This window comes from Actinoallomurus spadix (assembly GCF_024055725.1).
Lineage (GTDB): Bacteria > Actinomycetota > Actinomycetes > Streptosporangiales > Streptosporangiaceae > Actinoallomurus > Actinoallomurus spadix.
In genome coordinates this window covers 251624-267722 of record NZ_JAMXMX010000007.1, presented here as the reverse complement: position 1 = coordinate 267722, position 16099 = coordinate 251624, and the positions used below count along the sequence as shown (strand labels likewise).

General features: G+C 73.4%; 17 protein-coding genes. 7 read left to right on the top strand and 10 right to left on the bottom strand.

From position 1 onward, the window contains the following. Positions 1 to 358 precede the first annotated feature (358 nt). A complete protein-coding gene (locus NE235_RS12875) occupies positions 359 to 1573 on the top strand; it encodes a DNA recombination protein RmuC (protein ID WP_252802242.1) in 1215 nt (404 codons plus the stop codon). A 181-nt stretch (positions 1574 to 1754) separates the two neighbouring features. After that, positions 1755 to 2297, top strand: a complete 543-nt coding sequence (locus NE235_RS12870; protein WP_252802240.1) for a DUF6542 domain-containing protein — start codon at positions 1755 to 1757, stop codon at positions 2295 to 2297. Positions 2298 to 2348: 51 nt separating this feature from the next. Here the strand turns inward: NE235_RS12870 and NE235_RS12865 are convergent, their stop codons facing one another. Beyond that, the gene (locus NE235_RS12865) at positions 2349 to 3296 is read right to left on the bottom strand and encodes a 4-hydroxy-3-methylbut-2-enyl diphosphate reductase (protein ID WP_252802238.1); all 948 of its coding nucleotides are present in this window, start codon (positions 3294 to 3296) and stop codon (positions 2349 to 2351) included. A gap of 159 nt (positions 3297 to 3455) precedes the next feature. Here NE235_RS12865 and NE235_RS12860 point away from each other — a divergent pair, with 159 nt between their 5' ends. Further along, positions 3456 to 4343 carry a hypothetical protein gene (locus tag NE235_RS12860; RefSeq protein ID WP_252802236.1) on the top strand — a complete coding sequence of 296 codons (888 nt, stop codon included), beginning with the start codon at positions 3456 to 3458 and terminating at the stop codon, positions 4341 to 4343. Positions 4344 to 4414: 71 nt separating this feature from the next. On the opposite strand, the gene NE235_RS12855 is transcribed toward NE235_RS12860, so the two are convergent. Both NE235_RS12855 and NE235_RS12850 read right to left on the bottom strand, forming a co-directional pair. Then, the gene (locus NE235_RS12855) at positions 4415 to 4837 is read right to left on the bottom strand and encodes a MarR family winged helix-turn-helix transcriptional regulator (protein WP_252802233.1); all 423 of its coding nucleotides are present in this window, start codon (positions 4835 to 4837) and stop codon (positions 4415 to 4417) included. Positions 4838 to 4934: 97 nt separating this feature from the next. Then, positions 4935 to 5654, bottom strand: coding sequence for an ArsR/SmtB family transcription factor (locus NE235_RS12850; protein ID WP_252802231.1), 720 nt, complete (start codon positions 5652 to 5654; stop codon positions 4935 to 4937). A gap of 113 nt (positions 5655 to 5767) precedes the next feature. Here NE235_RS12850 and NE235_RS12845 point away from each other — a divergent pair, with 113 nt between their 5' ends. Further along, positions 5768 to 7012 (top strand): MFS transporter, encoded by a 1245-nt coding sequence (locus tag NE235_RS12845; RefSeq protein ID WP_252802228.1) that lies wholly within the window; start codon positions 5768 to 5770, stop codon positions 7010 to 7012. A 13-nt stretch (positions 7013 to 7025) separates the two neighbouring features. Here NE235_RS12845 and NE235_RS12840 read toward each other — a convergent pair whose 3' ends face one another. Both NE235_RS12840 and NE235_RS12835 read right to left on the bottom strand, forming a co-directional pair. Further along, positions 7026 to 7886: a hypothetical protein gene (locus NE235_RS12840; RefSeq protein ID WP_252802226.1), complete on the bottom strand. Its 861-nt coding sequence runs from the start codon at positions 7884 to 7886 to the stop codon at positions 7026 to 7028. A 117-nt stretch (positions 7887 to 8003) separates the two neighbouring features. Then, positions 8004 to 8324 (bottom strand): PadR family transcriptional regulator, encoded by a 321-nt coding sequence (locus NE235_RS12835; protein ID WP_252802224.1) that lies wholly within the window; start codon positions 8322 to 8324, stop codon positions 8004 to 8006. A gap of 48 nt (positions 8325 to 8372) precedes the next feature. On the opposite strand from NE235_RS12835, the gene xseA reads away from it, so the two are divergent. The 3 genes from xseA (at position 8373) to NE235_RS12820 (ending at position 10939) form a co-directional block, all read left to right on the top strand. Continuing rightward, positions 8373 to 9578 (top strand): exodeoxyribonuclease VII large subunit, encoded by a 1206-nt coding sequence (gene xseA / locus NE235_RS12830; RefSeq protein WP_252802222.1) that lies wholly within the window; start codon positions 8373 to 8375, stop codon positions 9576 to 9578. A 133-nt stretch (positions 9579 to 9711) separates the two neighbouring features. Beyond that, positions 9712 to 10473: a hypothetical protein gene (locus NE235_RS12825; RefSeq protein ID WP_252802220.1), complete on the top strand. Its 762-nt coding sequence runs from the start codon at positions 9712 to 9714 to the stop codon at positions 10471 to 10473. 229 nt (positions 10474 to 10702) lie between these two features. Next, the gene (locus tag NE235_RS12820) at positions 10703 to 10939 is read left to right on the top strand and encodes an exodeoxyribonuclease VII small subunit (RefSeq protein WP_252802218.1); all 237 of its coding nucleotides are present in this window, start codon (positions 10703 to 10705) and stop codon (positions 10937 to 10939) included. Between the two features lie 60 nt (positions 10940 to 10999). On the opposite strand, the gene NE235_RS12815 is transcribed toward NE235_RS12820, so the two are convergent. The 5 genes from NE235_RS12815 to NE235_RS12795 form a co-directional block, all read right to left on the bottom strand. After that, the gene (locus NE235_RS12815) at positions 11000 to 11638 is read right to left on the bottom strand and encodes a response regulator (protein ID WP_252802216.1); all 639 of its coding nucleotides are present in this window, start codon (positions 11636 to 11638) and stop codon (positions 11000 to 11002) included. Then, on the bottom strand, positions 11635 to 12816 hold the full coding sequence (locus NE235_RS12810) for a sensor histidine kinase (protein WP_252802214.1): 1182 nt from the start codon (positions 12814 to 12816) through the stop codon (positions 11635 to 11637). The genes NE235_RS12815 and NE235_RS12810 overlap by 4 nt, the downstream gene beginning before the upstream one ends. Positions 12817 to 12819: 3 nt before the next feature. Then, positions 12820 to 14412 (bottom strand): substrate-binding domain-containing protein, encoded by a 1593-nt coding sequence (locus tag NE235_RS12805; RefSeq protein ID WP_252802212.1) that lies wholly within the window; start codon positions 14410 to 14412, stop codon positions 12820 to 12822. 194 nt (positions 14413 to 14606) lie between these two features. Continuing rightward, the gene (locus tag NE235_RS12800; protein WP_252802209.1) at positions 14607 to 15365 is read right to left on the bottom strand and encodes a DUF4245 domain-containing protein; all 759 of its coding nucleotides are present in this window, start codon (positions 15363 to 15365) and stop codon (positions 14607 to 14609) included. Beyond that, positions 15349 to 15960, bottom strand: a complete 612-nt coding sequence (locus tag NE235_RS12795) for a TetR/AcrR family transcriptional regulator (protein WP_252802207.1) — start codon at positions 15958 to 15960, stop codon at positions 15349 to 15351. The genes NE235_RS12800 and NE235_RS12795 overlap by 17 nt, the downstream gene beginning before the upstream one ends. Positions 15961 to 16099: the final 139 nt, after the last annotated feature.

The following is a 16099-nucleotide window of genomic DNA, read 5'->3' as shown; positions in this document are numbered from 1 at the left end:
CCGCCGGGACCGCCCGGGCGGCCCGCACGCCCCCGTGAGCGGCCCGTACGCGCCGCCTCCTCGCCCGCGCCCCGCGCCGCGCGACGGCTCCTCCGCGCGGCGCCCGTAGCCGGGCCGTACGCTCGGTTCCCCGCCGTACCGCGGCCCGGCGGAGGCCCCTTCCACGCGACCCCCACGAGCGCGCCGTACGCGCCGCCTCCTCGCCCGCGCCCCGCGCCGCGCGACCGCCGCTCCGCGCGGCCGAGCGGGTCGTACGGCCGGTGTCGTCGGTCGGTCATCGGTACGGTGCCCCGACCGGGGTGGCGGCTCGTCCGCGCGTCGCGCCGACTTTCTCGTGCTGCTTTGTCACGATGCGGACATGGACGTTCTCCTCGGGCTCGTGATCGGTCTGGTGCTGGGCGCGGCGCTCGGTGTCGCCTGGGCCCAGAGCCGTACCGCCGTGGTGACCGCGCGGGCCAGGGCCGCCGAGGAGAAGCTCGCCTACGTCGAGCAGGGGATGGCCGAGCGGTTCCAGGCACTCTCGGCGCAGGCCCTCGACGCGAGCAACCAGCGCTTCCTCGATCTGGCCGGCAGCCGTCTGGCCACCGCCAACGCCGAGGCCGCCGGGGAGCTGGACCGGCGGATCGCCCCGCTCAGGGACACGCTGAGCAAGGTCGAGGAACAGCTGCGCGAGGTCGAGACCGGGCGGCGCGAGTCGCACGCCATGCTGGCCAAGCAGGTAGAGTTCGTGCGGCAGAGCTCCGACCAGCTCCGCCAGGAGACCCAGACGCTCGTACGGGCGCTGCAGCGGCCGGAGGCCCGCGGGCGATGGGGGGAGCTCCAGCTGCGCCGCGTGGTCGAGATCTCCGGGATGACCCGGCACTGCGACTTCGACGAGCAGGCCACCGCCGGCAACGGTCTCCGTCCCGACCTGGTCGTACGGCTCGCGGGCGGCAAGAACATCATCGTCGACTCCAAGGTGTCCCTGGCCGCGTACCTCGACGCCGCCGGTGCGGACGGACCGGACGTGTGGGAGGCCCGCCTGGACGCGCACGCCCGGCATCTGCGCGAGCACGTGGACCGTCTGGCGGCCAAGGCGTACTGGCAGTCGTTCAGCCCGGCGCCGGAGTTCGTGGTGCTGTTCGTTCCCGGCGAGGCGTTCCTGGCGCCGGCCCTCGACCGCGACCCCGGCCTGCTGGAGTACGCGATGCGCCGCCGGGTGCACATCGCCACGCCCACCACCCTGATCAGCATGCTGCGCACGGCGCATTACGCCTGGCAGCAGCAGGCGTTGTCGGAGAACGCCCGGGCGGTGTTCGAGCTGGGCCGGGAGCTGTACGACCGGCTGGGGACGCTCGGCCGGCACGTCGACCAGCTCGGCAGGTCCCTGACCAACGCCGTCGTGGCCTACAACCGGACGATCGGGTCGTTGGAGAGCCGCGTCCTGGTGACCGCCCGCAGGCTCAACGAGCTGGGCGTGACCGACGCCGAGCTCGATCACCCGGCGCCGGTCGAGGAGCCGGCCCGCTCGCCCTCCGCGGCCGAACTCGCCGACGACGCCGAACAGGATCGCCAGATCCGCCTGCTGCCCTGACGTCGTGTCGCGAGACGCGGCGTGCTGAACGGGCTACCGTGGAGCGAGGCACTGTCGACTCTGGGGCGGGCTGGTGGCAACGGACACGCGCGGGGACCCCGAGACGGTCCCCGCTCCGCGCGGGCGGGAGAAGCGGCGTCCGCCCGCGTCTCCGGCGGGGCGCTCACGGGCCCGTTCGGCCGTGACGCTGACCGGCCGGGGCGGTGCGGTCGTGGTGTTCGGATGCACGCTGCTCGGCGCGGTCGTCGGCGGGCTGTTCGGGCTGCGGTCGGCGCAGGGCGTGCTGTTCGTGGCGGGATGTCTGCTGGCGGTCTCGGCGACCCGCCGCACGGACCTGCTCACGCTCGTGGTGAGCCCGCCGCTGCTCTTCTTCCTGGTGAGCCTGCTGTCGGCGGTCACCGTCTCGCTCGGGGAGAAGTCCTTCCTGGTGAGCGTCGTGGTGACCCTGGCGGCGAAGCTCACGTCGAGCGTGCCGTGGCTGTTCCTCGGCGCGGTGCTCGTCGTGCTGATCGCGGTTCCGCGAGGCCTGCCCGCGAACCTGCGCGACCTGCGCACCCGGGTGGCGGCCGACAATCCGTTCCGCGGGCGCACCGCGCTGCGCGACCGCGGACGCGGCCGGAGGGCGACGGACGAGGACCCGGTCCGGTGGGACGAGAGCCCCGGACGGCTTCCGGCCGCGAAGGCCCCGTCCACCGAGACCACGGAGTCCGAGGACGAAGGCTAGGGCCCGTCTCGGAGTCCCCGTCCGTAGGACAGCGGAGCTTCGCGACAGGCCTCAGGCCGACCGCAGGTCGCGGCGGAGTTCGTGCGGGAGCGCGAAGACCATCCGCTCGCGGACCGACTCGACCTCTTCGACGGTGTCGAAGCCGTACTCCGCGAGACGGGCGAGCACGCCCTGGATCAGCTCCTCCGGAACGGACGCGCCGCTGGTCAGTCCCACCGTGGCGACGCCTTCGAGCCACGCCGGGTCGATCTGCTCGGCGTAGTCGACGAGGTACGCGGCCTGCGCGCCGTGGTCCTTGGCCACCTCGACGAGACGCTTGGAGTTGGAGGAGTTCTGCGAGCCGACCACGATCACGAGCTCCGACTCCGCGGCGATCTCCTTCACCGCCACCTGGCGGTTCTGGGTGGCGTAGCAGATGTCGTCCGACGGCGGGTCGAGGAGCTTGGGGAACCGCGACCGGAGGGCCTCGACGGTGGCCTTGGTCTCATCGACCGACAGAGTGGTCTGGGAGAGCCAGACGACCTTGTCCGGGTCGCGTACCTCGATGTTCGCGACGTCGCCGGGGCCGTCGACGAGCTGGATGTGCTCCGGGGCCTCGCCGCTCGTCCCGATGACCTCCTCGTGGCCGTCGTGGCCGATCAGGAGGATGTCGTAGTCGTCGGTCGCGAAGCGCCGGGCCTCCTTGTGCACCTTGGTGACGAGCGGGCAGGTGGCGTCGATCGTACGGAGGCTGCGTCCGGCGGCCTCATCGTGAACGACGGGGGCGACCCCGTGCGCGGAGAAGACGACGATCGCGCCCTCCGGCACCTCCTCGGTCTCCTCGACGAAGACGGCGCCTCGTTCCTCGAGGGTCTTCACGACGTGGACGTTGTGCACGATCTGCTTGCGGACGTAGATGGGCGCGCCGTAGCGCTCGAGCGCCAGCTCGACCGTCTGCACGGCGCGGTCCACACCCGCGCAGTAGCCGCGCGGCTTGGCCAGAAGAACCCGACGAGTCATGTGTCCCATGGTAGGTGTGATCCGGGGGCACCGGTTTCGGGCGGAGAAAAACCCGGCGACGGCGCGTGAACGGTGCCGCGCCGTAGGGCAGAGTGGTGGATGACAGATCGTCATACCGACCAGTCCGCGTCCGCGAGGCTGGAGGGAGCTGAACACACGATGACACCATCGCCGCGCCGCCTTAAGGACCACGTCCGGGAGACCGTCAGCGAGCTTCCCATCCATGCCGCACGGCTCGCCGTGATGGGCGTCGGCCAGGCTCTCCTGCTCACCGACCGGGTCCGCAAGGACTACAAGGAGGCCCGGGAGTCGGGTCTGGCGCCGGTGCTCGGCCGGTTGATCGACGACGCGGAGGACCTGACCGGCCGGGTCGTGGGCAAGGTCACCGGGCTGGTCACGTCCGACGGGCGGACGGAGGCCGAGGAGGGCGCCGCCCCGGCCACGGCGGGCCCGGAGATCGCCGTCGGCAAGCCGGCGGCCGCCGCGGGCCGTACGCGCCCCGCGACGCCGCGCCCGAAGCCGCCGACGCGTTCCACGGCCGCTCCGGCCAAGGGCCGGGCCACCGCTCCGTCCCGCGCGAAGGGCACCACCCCTGCCGTCCCGTCGGACACGGCCGCCGCCCGCCGGGCCGGGACCGCCGAGACGAGGCCCGCGAAGCCGGCCGGACCGAGCCGGAAGGCCGGCGCAAGTGGGGGCGGCCGGGCGACCGGGCCGGCGGCGACGGAGCCGAAGACGGCGACCAGGCGGCCGTCGGCGAGGAGCACGGCGACTCCGGCGAAGGCTCCCGCGTCTTCGCCGGCTCCGGCCACGGAGGAGAAGGCCCCCACCACCGGCGCGCCACAGGCCGAGGCCGGGACGACGGCCGGCCGGGAGCTGCCCATCGCCGACTACGACCACGCGACCATCGCCTCCGTGCGGGCCCGGCTGCGCACCCTGAACGCGCGGCAGATCAACGAACTGCGCGACTACGAGCGGGCGCACGCGGCGCGCGCCGAGTTCCTGCGGATGTTCGAGAACCGCATCGCCAAGCTCCGCGGCCAGGCCTGACCCTTCGGCGCGCGCAGACGGCCGTGGCCGGGCGGCCCGGCCACGGCCGTACCGCGTCGTGAAGGTCCTCCTCAGGAGTCGGCGAAGAGCTTGGCCAGCGCGGGCAGGGCGGCCTCGATGGTCTCCCGCTCGTCCTCGCTCAGCGCCATCAGTCGTTCGGTGAGGTGGTCGATGCGCCGTTCGCGGGCGCGTAGCAGCCTCTCCGTGCCGGCCGGGGTGAGCTCGACGGTGACCACGCGCGCGTCGTCGGCGTTCCGGCCGCGGACGACCAGCCCGTCTCGCAGGAGACGCCCGATCTGCCGGGTCATCGTGGGTAGCCGGACGCCGTGCTCGGCGGCGAGGTCGGACATCCGGCGCGGGCCGGCCTCCAGCGAGCCCATGACCGCCATCTGCTGGGTCGTGATCGACTGGCCGAGACTCACCCGCCGCAGCATGAGCACGAGGTCACGGAGCCCACGGTTGATCTGGTCGGCGAGTGTCCGCGGGTCGGTCATCGCCCCTCCTCATCGCTCGGCCAGCCTAAGTTAGCTTGGCTAAGCATAAGAACGGCCCCGCCTTCCCCGGCATTCCCGCAGGGGAGGTACGCGCGCCTCAGGCCGAACGGAAGCCGGGCAGCAGCGCGGGCAGCTCACGGAGTCCGCGTTCGGTCACCTGGAGGTCGCGGGTGCCGGGTCGCGGCTCGACCAGTCCCCGCTCGACGAAGGCGTCGAGGACCTCCTTGCCCAGCGCGCCGCCGAGATGCGGGAGCCGCTGGGTCCGGTCCAGGCAGGCCGTCGCCAGTTTGCGACGCCCGGCGCGCACGGCGTCCGGGTCGACGCCGAGCTCGGCGAACGGGGAGCGCTCCGGCCCCAGGGCGAGCTCGGCGGTGCGTCCGTCGGGCGGCACGAGGGCTCCCCGGTCGACCAGCGCGGCGAACACCGCGACGCCGAGCCGGCCCGCCGTGTGGTCGTAACAGGTGCGGGCGAGGCCCTGCGCGCCTGCCCGGGGCCGCGGGCGGGTGTCGGCGGCCCCGCCGTGCGCGAAGCGGGTCAGCGCGGCGAGGACCTCACCGATCCCGGCCTCGGCCACGCGGTAGGTCGCGTGCCGGCCGGAGTGCTCTACGGCGACGAGCCCGGCGGCGCGCAGCCGCGCCAGGTGGTTGCCGAGCCGGGGCGCCGAGACGCCGAGCGCGTCGGCGAGCTGGCTCATGGTGTGCGGCCCCTCGGCCGCGAGGACCTGCAGCGCCGTGAGGCGGATCGGGTCGGCCAGCTCCCGCGCGAGCGAGGTCACCGCGCCGAGGACGGGGTCCTCGGGGTCAAGCCATCCGCTCATGGGACACCTCTTTCTCGACGCATTCACGATACACCGAAGCGTGAAGGATGCTTGTCGAGCCGATCTCCGGGAACTACGGTCACCATTAACGCAATCGTGAAAGGTGGTCGTCCGTGGTCGCCGTCTCATCGCCCGAGGTCACCGCTCCGGTCACCGCCGGCCTGCGCCGCCTGCTGTGGGGACGGGGGATCTCCGCCCTCGGCGACGGCCTGTGGTTCACGATCTGGGCGCTGTACTTCACCCGGGTGCTCCACCTCTCCCCGGCGATCGTCGGCGCCGGCATGGCCGTCGCGGGCGGGGCGGGCCTGGCGGCGGCCGTCCCCCTGGGTGCCCTGGCCGATCGGGCGAGCCCCCGCGCCGTCCTCGTCGTCGTCACGGTCGTCCGGGGCGCCGCGATGGCCGCCTACCTGCTGGTCGACGGCGCCTGGGGCTTCCTCCTGGTCACCGTGGTGTTCGTCGCGCTCGCCAACGGCGGGACCGCCGTACGGACGGCCCTGGTCGCGGCGCTGGTCCCGGACACCGAGGCCCGCCTGACGGCGCTGGGAGCGCAGCGATCGGTCCAGCACATCGGCTACGCCATCGGCGCCGGCCTCGGAGCCGTCGTCCAGTCGGCGGACCGCCCGGGGGCGTACCTGTTGGCGATCGCGGGCAACGCGGTGAGCTTCGCGGTCCTGGCCGCCCTCACGGCGGCCGTTCCGGAACCGGCCAGGCGGCCGCCGGCCCACCCGTCCCCCGGCCGGGCGTCCCAGGGCTCCCGGCCGGGCGCCCGGGCCGCCCTGGCCGACCGCCCGTACGTCACCGTGATGGCGGTGTCGGCGGTCCTCTCCCTGTGCTGGGCGATGCTGTCCACCGGGCTACCGCTGTGGATCTCGCACTCGACGCGCCTGCCGCTGTCCCTGAGCGGCGCGGTGGTGGTGATCAGCTCGGTGGGGATCGCGCTCCTTCAGGTGCCCGCCGGCCGCCTGGCGCGGACGACCGCGAGCGCCGCCCGTACCGGTTCGTGGGCGGGCGTGGCGCTCGCGGCCGCGTGCGCACTCCTGGCCACCACCGCCGGAGGCGGAGGCCTCGTGGCGGCCGTCGTCGTGATCGCCGCGGCGCTGCTCCACCTCGCCGGAGAGCTGGGGTACGTCGCCGCCGGCTGGGGGCTGTCGGTGTCCCTCATGCGGGAGGAGGCCAAGGGCGCCTACCAGGGGGTGAGCGAGGCGGCCACCGCGACCGTCCAGATCGCGGCGCCGGCGATCTTCACGTCTGCGCTGGGCGCCTTCGGCGCCCGCGGCTGGCTGCTCGTGGCCGGCGTCTTCCTCGCCGTCGCGGCCCCCCTGCCCGCGCTCGCCCGCCACGCCTCCCGCACCCGCTGAGGGCTCCGGCGGCTCAGGCCCGAGCGCGGGCGCCTCGCCGGGCCGTGACGACCATCGCCGCCACCAACGCGATCTGGAGGCCCCGGAAGACGGTCACGAGGATCACCGGGCCGGCATTCCCGGCCGGCACAAGGGATGCGTGCACGCCGACGCTCGTGAACAGGAAGAACGCGCCGGCGAGCGCCCAGCGCAGATCCCGGGTCACCGCCGTCGCCCAGACTCCGCAGGACAGCAGGAGGATCGTCAGCCCGGTGCGGGCCAGGTCGAACAGCGGAACGTCGACGGCGACCCGCGCCACGTGGCAGACGTCGTCCGCCGAGCACAACGTCACGTCGTGGGCGCCCATCGGGAGGTGCGTGTGCCAGGCCGCCCACACGATCGCCACGACGATCGGCCACCACCACGAACGGCTCTGTGGCCTGAACGAGCCGCGTACGGCGAGGACGGCGAGGATGACCAGGGCGGCCACGACGGCGCCGTACCGTATGACGGTCTCCCCGGTGCCGTAGTCGGGGCCGAACTGCGGCACGACGTGGAGGACCGAGTCACCGCCGATCAACGATCGGTTGATCTGGTAGACCTCGAGCAGCGCGACCGGCAGCGCCACCCAGAGCCGGCCGCGCAGCAGGGCCAGGAACAGGACGACGGAGCCGATCACCCAGGGCGTGTAGGAGTTCCAGACGTCCCCGTCGACCATCGTCAGGTCGCCGCAGAGGTCGGCCAGGGCGACCAGGAAGGCGCCGAGGGCCAGGCCGTCGGCCCACCACGGCCCGGATCGCGTGGTGCGCTCGCGGAGGCGGGCCGCCAGGCCGCCGCCGACCAGGCCCGCGCACTCGCGTGCCGAAGGCCTTCCGCGGTCCGCCGAGACCTCCATCAGCGTCCCGACGATCTCCTCCCCGTGCGCCCCGGTAGGCGGGTGGGTACGCCCGCAGCAGGCGCCGGTACCACGCCTCCGCGCGGCCGTCCCCCGCGCCGCTCACGACGCGCTCGCTCATGACAGCGCCGTCCCGGGTCGCCCGACAACGATCCTGGCCGCTCGTGCCATGCGTCGCGCCTCCTCGGTGACGGCTTCGGCGCCGTCCTCGGTGATCCGGAAATAACGGCGGGGTCGCCCGCCGACGGTCTCCTCGCGGTCCACGGTGATCAGGCCGGACCCGGCGAGCCGGTCGAGCGCGCCGTACAGCGTGCCGACCGCCAGTCGCACCCGGCCGCCGGACTGCTCCTCGGCGCGCTTGATGATCGCGTAACCGTGGAGGGGACCGTCGAGGAGCGCCGCCAGGATGAAGTAGGTGGGTTCGCTCATCGACCTCATGCCACCGAACCATATATCGAGTGACGAAGTATGGCTAGGCTTCCCGTCATGGCGTTGGAGTCCTCGCCGGAGTCGCCGACCCCGGTCCGTACCGTCCTGCAGCTCGTCGGCGGCTGGATCGCCAAGCTGGGCAGGATCTGGGTCGAAGGCCAGATCACCGAGCTCAACCGCCGGGGCGGCACGGTGTACTTCACCCTGCGCGACCCGGTGGCGAACGTCTCGGTGCGGGTGACCTGCCCCCGCGCCGTGTGCGACAACGCGGGCCCGGCCGTGGTCGACGGCGCGCGCGTGGTCGTGCACGCCAAGCCGGACTTCTACATCAACCGCGGCTCGTTCGCGCTGTCGGCGTTCGAGATCCGCCCCGTGGGCGTCGGCGAGCTGCTCGCCCGGCTCGAGCGCCTCAAGCAGCTTCTCGCCGCCGAAGGGGTGTTCAACGCCGAGCGCAAGCGGCCGCTGCCGTTCCTGCCCCGCACGATCGGCCTGATCTGCGGCCGTGACTCGGCCGCCGAACGCGACGTGCTGGAGAACTCCCGCCGCCGCTGGCCCGCCGTCCGCTTCACGGTCGAGAACACCGCCGTGCAGGGCTCCTACGCGGTGGGCGAGATCATCGACGCGCTGCACCGGCTGGACGCCGCACCCGACGTCGATGTGATCATCATCGCGCGGGGCGGCGGATCCCTGGAGGACCTGCTGCCGTTCTCCGACGAGGCGCTCGTCCGCGCGGTCGCCGCCGCCCGTACGCCCGTCGTCTCCGCGATCGGCCACGAACAGGACACCCCCCTGCTCGACTACGTCGCCGACGTGCGCGCCTCGACCCCGACCGACGCCGCGAAGAAGACCGTTCCCGACGTCCGCGAGCAGCTGGCGCTCATCGGCCAGCTCCGCGACCGGGGGCGCCGCTGCCTGTCCGGGCGGGTCGAACGCGAGGTCCAGTGGCTGACGGGCGTGCGCTCGCGGCCCGCCCTCGCCGACCCGGCACGGGAGATCGAGCGGCAGGCGGAGGGCGTCGCGACCCTGCGCGACCGGGCCCGGCGCTGCCTGGCCGCGGCGCTCGACCGGGCGGACGACGGCCTGTCCCACACCCGGGCCCGGCTCGTCGCCCTCTCCCCCGCCGCCACGCTCGAGCGCGGCTACGCGATCGCGCAGCGCCCCGACGAGTCCGTCGTGCGGGCGGCGGCGGACGTCCGCAAGGACGACGAGTTGCTGGTGCGGTTCAAGGACGGCCGGATCACGGTGCGCGTCGACGCGGTGTGACCGCGTACTCTCGGCCGAACCGGATGCACATCCGTCACACAAGCGGCAAAGATGGTCTCTTGCCACTGGATCACCTGCACTCGGGCTGACCGCGGACGGCGGCACGGTCCCGAGATCTCGAAAAGGACCCCCGTTGACCCAGCCCCCGCAGTACCAGCCGCCCGCTCCCGGCCCCTACGGCCAGCAGCCGTACCAGGGCCACCCACAGCAGCCGACCCCCCCGTACGCCGCCCCGCAGCAGTACGGAGCCCCACAGCAATACGCCTCACCCCAGCAGTACGCCGCCCCGCAGCAGTACCAGCAGCCCTACCAGGCGCCGCAGGGATACCCGCCCGCGCCCGCGCAACCCGGGGCGTACCCGGCCGGTCAGGGCTACCAGCAGGCGTACCAGGGGCAGCAGCCCGCCGATCCCGCGCAGGGATACCAGGGACCGCCGGCCGCCTACCGGCAGGCGCCACCCCAGGGCCACTCGGCGCCGATGGGGAACCCGTCCGCGTTCGGCGGGCCGGCGTGCCGCGTCTGCGGCAACGGGCCCGCGGCTCCGGCGACGTTCCGCGGAGTCGTCGGCGCGGTCGTCATGCACACGATCTGGACGGCGAGCGGGCCGTTCTGCCGGGACTGCGGCCTGGCGACCTTCCGGAAGCAGACGGCCAAGACGCTGGCCGGTGGCTGGTGCAGCATCGGCGCGATCGTGCTGTCGCCGTTCTTCCTGCTGTTCAACCTGATCGCCCGCGGCAAGGTGGCGAACCTTCCCGCGCCGCAGCCGGCCGTCGCCGGCGCCCGGCCGCCCGCGGACCCGGGGCCTTCGGTGTTCCAGCGGCCGGCGGCCTACGTCTTTCCGACGATCTTCGTCCTCTTCTTGCTGCTGCTGATCGTCGGAAACCTGTCCGGCTGACCGCCGCGCCGGCGCGCGTCCGGCACCCGGCCGTACCGGACGCGGCCTGCCCTTAGGGCCTGTCTCAAAGCCCCGCTGTCCTACTGCGCGGCGCCCAGGCGGCGCCTCGCCGCGTTGTCGTCGGTCGGCAGCCAAAACCAGGCTGCCTCCCTTCTCCGTCTTGCGACGCACCACCTGGACACCGCTCGCTACGGATGGGGACTTCGAGACAGGCCCTAGGGTGGGGACCGTGGCGGAGGAGAAACCGGAGCTGTCCTATGAGCAGGCCCGTGACGAGCTGACGGACGTCGTACGACGCCTGGAGGCGGGCGGCCTGACGCTGGAGGAGTCCCTGGCGCTGTGGGAGCGCGGCGAGAGACTGGCCGCGATCTGCGAGGAGTGGCTGGAGGGCGCCCGGGCCAGGCTCGCCGCGGCCATGGCCGAGCGCGCCGAGCCGGCGGAGCGCCCGGAGGGCGCCCCCTTCTGACCCGGCGGGAGCAGGCGCCGCCCGGCGACGGCCGCGGCGCCGCCGAGGCGCCGTGCGCCCTCAGGAGTTCGCCGTGCCGAGCCAGCGGGCGATCGCCGCGGCCCGAGTACGGACCCCGAGTTTGGCGTAGATGCGGCTGACGTGGTTCTTGACGGTCTTCTCGGACAGGACGAGCTCGCCGGCGATCTCCACGTTCGAGCGTCCCTGTGTGATCAGCCGCATGACCTCCACCTCCCGCGTGGACAGGCCCAGCCCTCCGCATCCGGCCGGTGGCCCGCCGGGCCGGGACTGCAGGGACTCCACCACCACCCGGGCCGCCACCGCGGAGAGCGGGTTGGCACGGCCCGCCACGACGTCGCGGATGGCGGTGACGAGGTCGTCCGGGGAGAAGGATCCGTGGACGAGGTAACCGCACGCCCCGGCCTGGATGGAGTCGCGGATCGACGCGGGGTCCTCGTTGTAGGACAGCATGAGCACCCGGCTGATCGCCGACAGCGGGCCGGCGGCACGGATCCCGTCGACGTCGGGCATGCGCACGTCGAGCAGGACGACGTCCGGGCGGAGCTGCCGGGCCACGTCGATGGCCTGCCGGCCGTCACGGGCCGTCGCGACGACCTTGAGGTCGTCGGCGGTCTCCAGGAGCGCGACGAGCCCCATCTGCACGACCGGGTTGTCGTCCACCACCATGACGCTGATCATCGAACCGCCTCCCGTACTCCGTTGACCTCCGGCAGGCTGACCGTGAGGATGCTTCCGTCGCCGGGTGAGGACGCCAGGGTCAGCAGGCCACCGACCCGCCTGGCCCGTTCCGCCATCCCGACGACGCCGTAGTGACCGTCTCGTGCCAGCGCGGCCGTCAGGTCCGCCATGTCGGGCGGGCACGCGAAGCCCTTGCCGTCGTCCCGCACCGACAGTTCGGCGCCGCGGTCGTCCGCCGTCAGGGTGACGCGCACGGTCTCGGCGGCGGCGTGGCGCTCGATGTTGGTCAGCGCCTCTTTCAGGATCGCCAGCGTCTCCGCGCGCCGGACGGGTGGGAGGCGTACGTCGTCGGTCACGCCGACCTCCACCGCGATTCCGGTGCTCGCCGCCCACTCCGCCGTCATCCGCCGTACGGCCTCGGCCAGCGGCCGGTCCTGGTGGCCGTCCCGGAGGCCGGCGATCAGTTCCCTGGCCTCCGCCAGCGCGATCTTCAGGCCGGAGGCGATGTTCTCCGCCTCCTGCTCGGCCCGGGCCGGGGACTTGCGCACCCAGGCCGGCAGGGCCGCCGCCGACAGGGCGACCCCGTGCAGCGTCTTGGCGAGGGAGTCGTGCATGTCCCGGGACAGCCTCAGCCGCTCCTCCGCGGACGCCGCGACCACCTCCGCGTCGCGGCGGGCCTCCTCCGCCTCGGCGTACTGCTGGAGCAGGCGGTGCACGGCGACGCCGACGCACCCCGCCACCGGGTAGAAGACCGGCAGGGCGACGACCGCCTGGATGCCGACGCTCTGGATGGACCGGGCGGCCCAGTCGTACAGCATGACCTGCAGCGCGCAGACGAACAGCAGGCCCCGCCACTCGTACAGCACTCCGGCCAGCGCGGAGGTGACCACGCTGAACAGGAAGAACGGGCCGAAGGCGCCGGCGGGCTCCAGGACCAGGTAGGCCGCGGCGGCGTCGACCGCCAGGGTGAGGGGCCTGCGGGCCAGCAGCGGCAGCAGCCGGCCCGGCAGCTGCGCCACCGTGAGCGAGATGACCGCGACGATGCCCATCGGGACGAGCAGCGCCGAGGTGAACGGCTCGTCGGGCACGAGGACGACCGCCATCGCGAGCAGCAGCAGCCGGGCGTACATCAGTAGCCGGACCGTGACGTGCAGCCGTGCGGACAGGGTGGCGTTCATCGGTCAGTGCGGGCAGGGCAGGTTCTCGTTGACGCGCAGGGCGACGGCGCATCGGAACAGGGTCATGAGCTGCTGGTCGTTCTGGATGGAGTAGGCGGCGCCCGCCGTCGCGCCGGCGATCCTCCGGAGCGGCCTCATGTCGACGCCGTCTCCGAAGGCCATGAGGGTGATGTTGACCTGGCGTTCGGGGTCGAAGTCCTTCTTCAGCTCGGTGACCAGCCGGTCGAGCGTGAGGCCGTCGCCGCCGGTGGCGCCGCCGGTCAGCACGAGGATCTCGTTGAGCATTCCGGGCCGGTAGCTCTGGGACAGCTCACGGTAGGCGTCGAGGATGGCGTCGTACATGCCGCCGTCCCTGCCCTTTCTCGCGTGGAGCCGTCCGATCCGCTGGAGCAGGCGGGCCCTGCGGGTTCCGGTGGTGCCGAGTTCGCGCAGCGGCCCGGCCTCGACGAGCCGCCGGTACGGGCGGTGGCGGGCGGGGAAGGCCCACAGTCCGAACTCGGTGTCGTCCTCCAGCAGGGACAGGCCGTTGCTCAGCGCGCCCGTCATCACCTGCTCGCGGGTGCCGGCGCCCATCCGGGCGAGTGTGGCGCCCGAGACGTCGACCAGTGCGATGGCCCGCAGTCCCTGCTGCATCTTCTGCCAGGTCGCGCGCATGGCGAGCGCCACTCCCGGGCGTACGACGGGCAGGACGCGCGGCGCGGCGGCGGGCAGCCCGGAGGCGGCCAGCCGGCCCGCGTCGCCGGCCGGGGTGCGGAGCCAGGCGTCGTGCAGGCGGGCCGCGCCGTCGGCCGAGCGCAGCGCGTCGAGCAGGCCGGCGGCGATCCGCCGGCGTTCCCGGTCGGTGGTGAGGACGGCGTACGGGAAGTCGAGGGTGGGCGCCGTCGCCGGGTAAACCGCGGTGACCTGGCGTCCCTCCTGCCGCTGCTGCTGGATCGTCTGCTCCGAGAGGGGCAGTACGGGGGGACTTCCCTGGTCCGCGAGGCCGGCGATGGCGTCCATGGTGTTCGAGGACGGTTTGACGCCCTGGAGCATGTGGCTGAACCTCTCCAGGCCGCCGGAGCCGCCGCCCGCGGCCGCGGAGAGGGCGAGCAGGGAGGTCATCCCGGTCGCGGACGGCATCGGGTCGAGCAGGCGCAGGCTGTAACCGCCGCCGCCGCCGAACGCACCCCATCCCTGCTGCGCCAGCCGCGCGCCCTGGCGGCGGGCGCCGTCCGGGGTCATGGCGAACACCACCGGGGACGAGGCCACGGACGTCGCGGACCGCACACCCTGGATCCTGACGCCGTCGAACCACAGCGAGGAGTCGGCGATCCAGACGTCGGGCCGTGCGCCGGCCGCCCGGCCGCCGTTCGCGAGCAGTCCCGCCGTCTGCGCGGAGTCGCCGGTCACGACGTTCACGTCGGCGCAGCGGGCCTTGTTGTAGCGGACCGCCACCTCGGTGATCGCCGGTGCGATGGCCGGGTCGGCCGTCACGGTGAGTGACCGGTCCTGGCAGGCGGTCTGGTTCCGGTAGACGAGCCAGCCTCCGCCGCCGAGCGCCAGGCCGACGACGAGGGCGACGGCCGCCGCCGTGCTCGCGCTTTCGCGTCCGCTCACCGAGGAGAGGACCGCTTCCCTGGGGCGGGGTCCCCGGGAGTCCGGTCCTGTGGAGTCCGGCGGGACGTCACGGTCTGTGAAGGCGGAGTCCACCGTTGTACGTCTCCAGAGGGAGGCGCGGGCCTGCACCCGATTCCGCAAGCGCGACGATCAGCGGGGTCCCCATGATCCCCAAAGTACCGGAATCGCCCGACTTATTGGGGGATTTCGGTCTTCCCCGGGGATGACTTCGGCTGTGGCGTCAGCGAGCCCGCGAGTACGGCGAGTTCCTCGTACGAGGCCGTGCCGGTCACGACCAGCGTGACGCCGGGTAGCCGCCGCACCAGTGACCGCTGGTCCTTGTCCTTGCGGAACGTCCTGTCCCACGTCACACCGGCCACCTGCAGCGAGCCGTCCGGCCGGCCCTGGCTCGTCATGCGGGCGACGAACCCGTCGCCGCCGTCGGGCCGCTCGTTGCTCTCCTCCAGCGCGGCGTACTGCTTGTCCGGCGTGTAGTACCCGAGGTGCCAGCCGATCGGGCCGTTCGCCCGGCCGGTCAGCCGCGTACTGGTGGGGTACCACTTCGGGCCCAGGCCCTGGGGGGCCTGCACGGTGAACGGCGCGGTCGCCACCAGGCCGTTCAGGTCGGAGTGGTAGTCGACCTGCGGTATGGCGTTCGGATTGCGCCGGGGAGTGACCAGGAGGACGAAGCCGACGACCACCATGCAGGACAGCATCGCCATGATGAACCCGGGCACCCCGGACATCAGCCGCCGGTAGACCGACGGCGACACCACGATCGGCCCCTCACCGGCGGCGCCCTCCGCGCCCGGCGCGGCGCCGTCCGTACCTGCACCGCCCGGCTTCGGGGACACCTCGCGCTCCGCCGCGGCCGCCTCCTCGGGCTCGGCGCCGCCCGGCTCGGAGGACATCTCGCTCACCGGCGCCCGGGTCGCGTCACGACCTTCGCTCACGCCGGCTCTCCAGACTCGAAATGATCGCCAGCACGTCGTCGGCCAGCCGCCGGGACGCCTCCTCGTCCTCCGACAGCGCCACCTCCGAGACCGCGCCGGACACCGCGCCGGTCAGCACGACCACGAGGGCCTCATCGACGTCGCCGTCGCCCGTCTCGAACAGCGCCGCGTTGCGCCGCGCCCAGGTGCGCAGCCGGTCGCGCAGCACCCGGTCGAAGCCGGGCGGCCCGTCGCCGGACACGAACAGGCGGGACAGGTCCGGCTCGGCGAGGCAGCCGTCGAGGTAGGCGCGCGCGCCCGCGATGAACAACCGCATGGGGTCGGACTCGCCGAGGTCTCGGGCCCGGTGGACGGCCTCGCGGGTGCGCTCCTGCTGGCGGCCCTGGAACTCGCCGAAGAGCGTCAGGTAGAGGTCGGCCTTGCCGCTGAAGTGGTGGTACAGGCTGCCGACGCTCGCCCCCGCCTTGGCGACGATGTCGGTCACCGCCGCCTGGGCGAACCCGGCCTCGGAGAACACCTCGCGGGCGGCCGCCAGCAGCGCGCTGCGCGTCGCGGCGCCACGGTCCGACGTGCGCGAGACGGGTTCGACGCTCACTGACGCGCTCCTCGTGGGATGAGAGGTGCCTGCCACTCGATGTCGCTGCTCATGACGGCCCTAGATTACGCCCTGTCTGCTCGGAAATACGATCGAAGGAGACCCGTCCGGGTGACCCGTCAGGTAAAGCCCGCCAGGA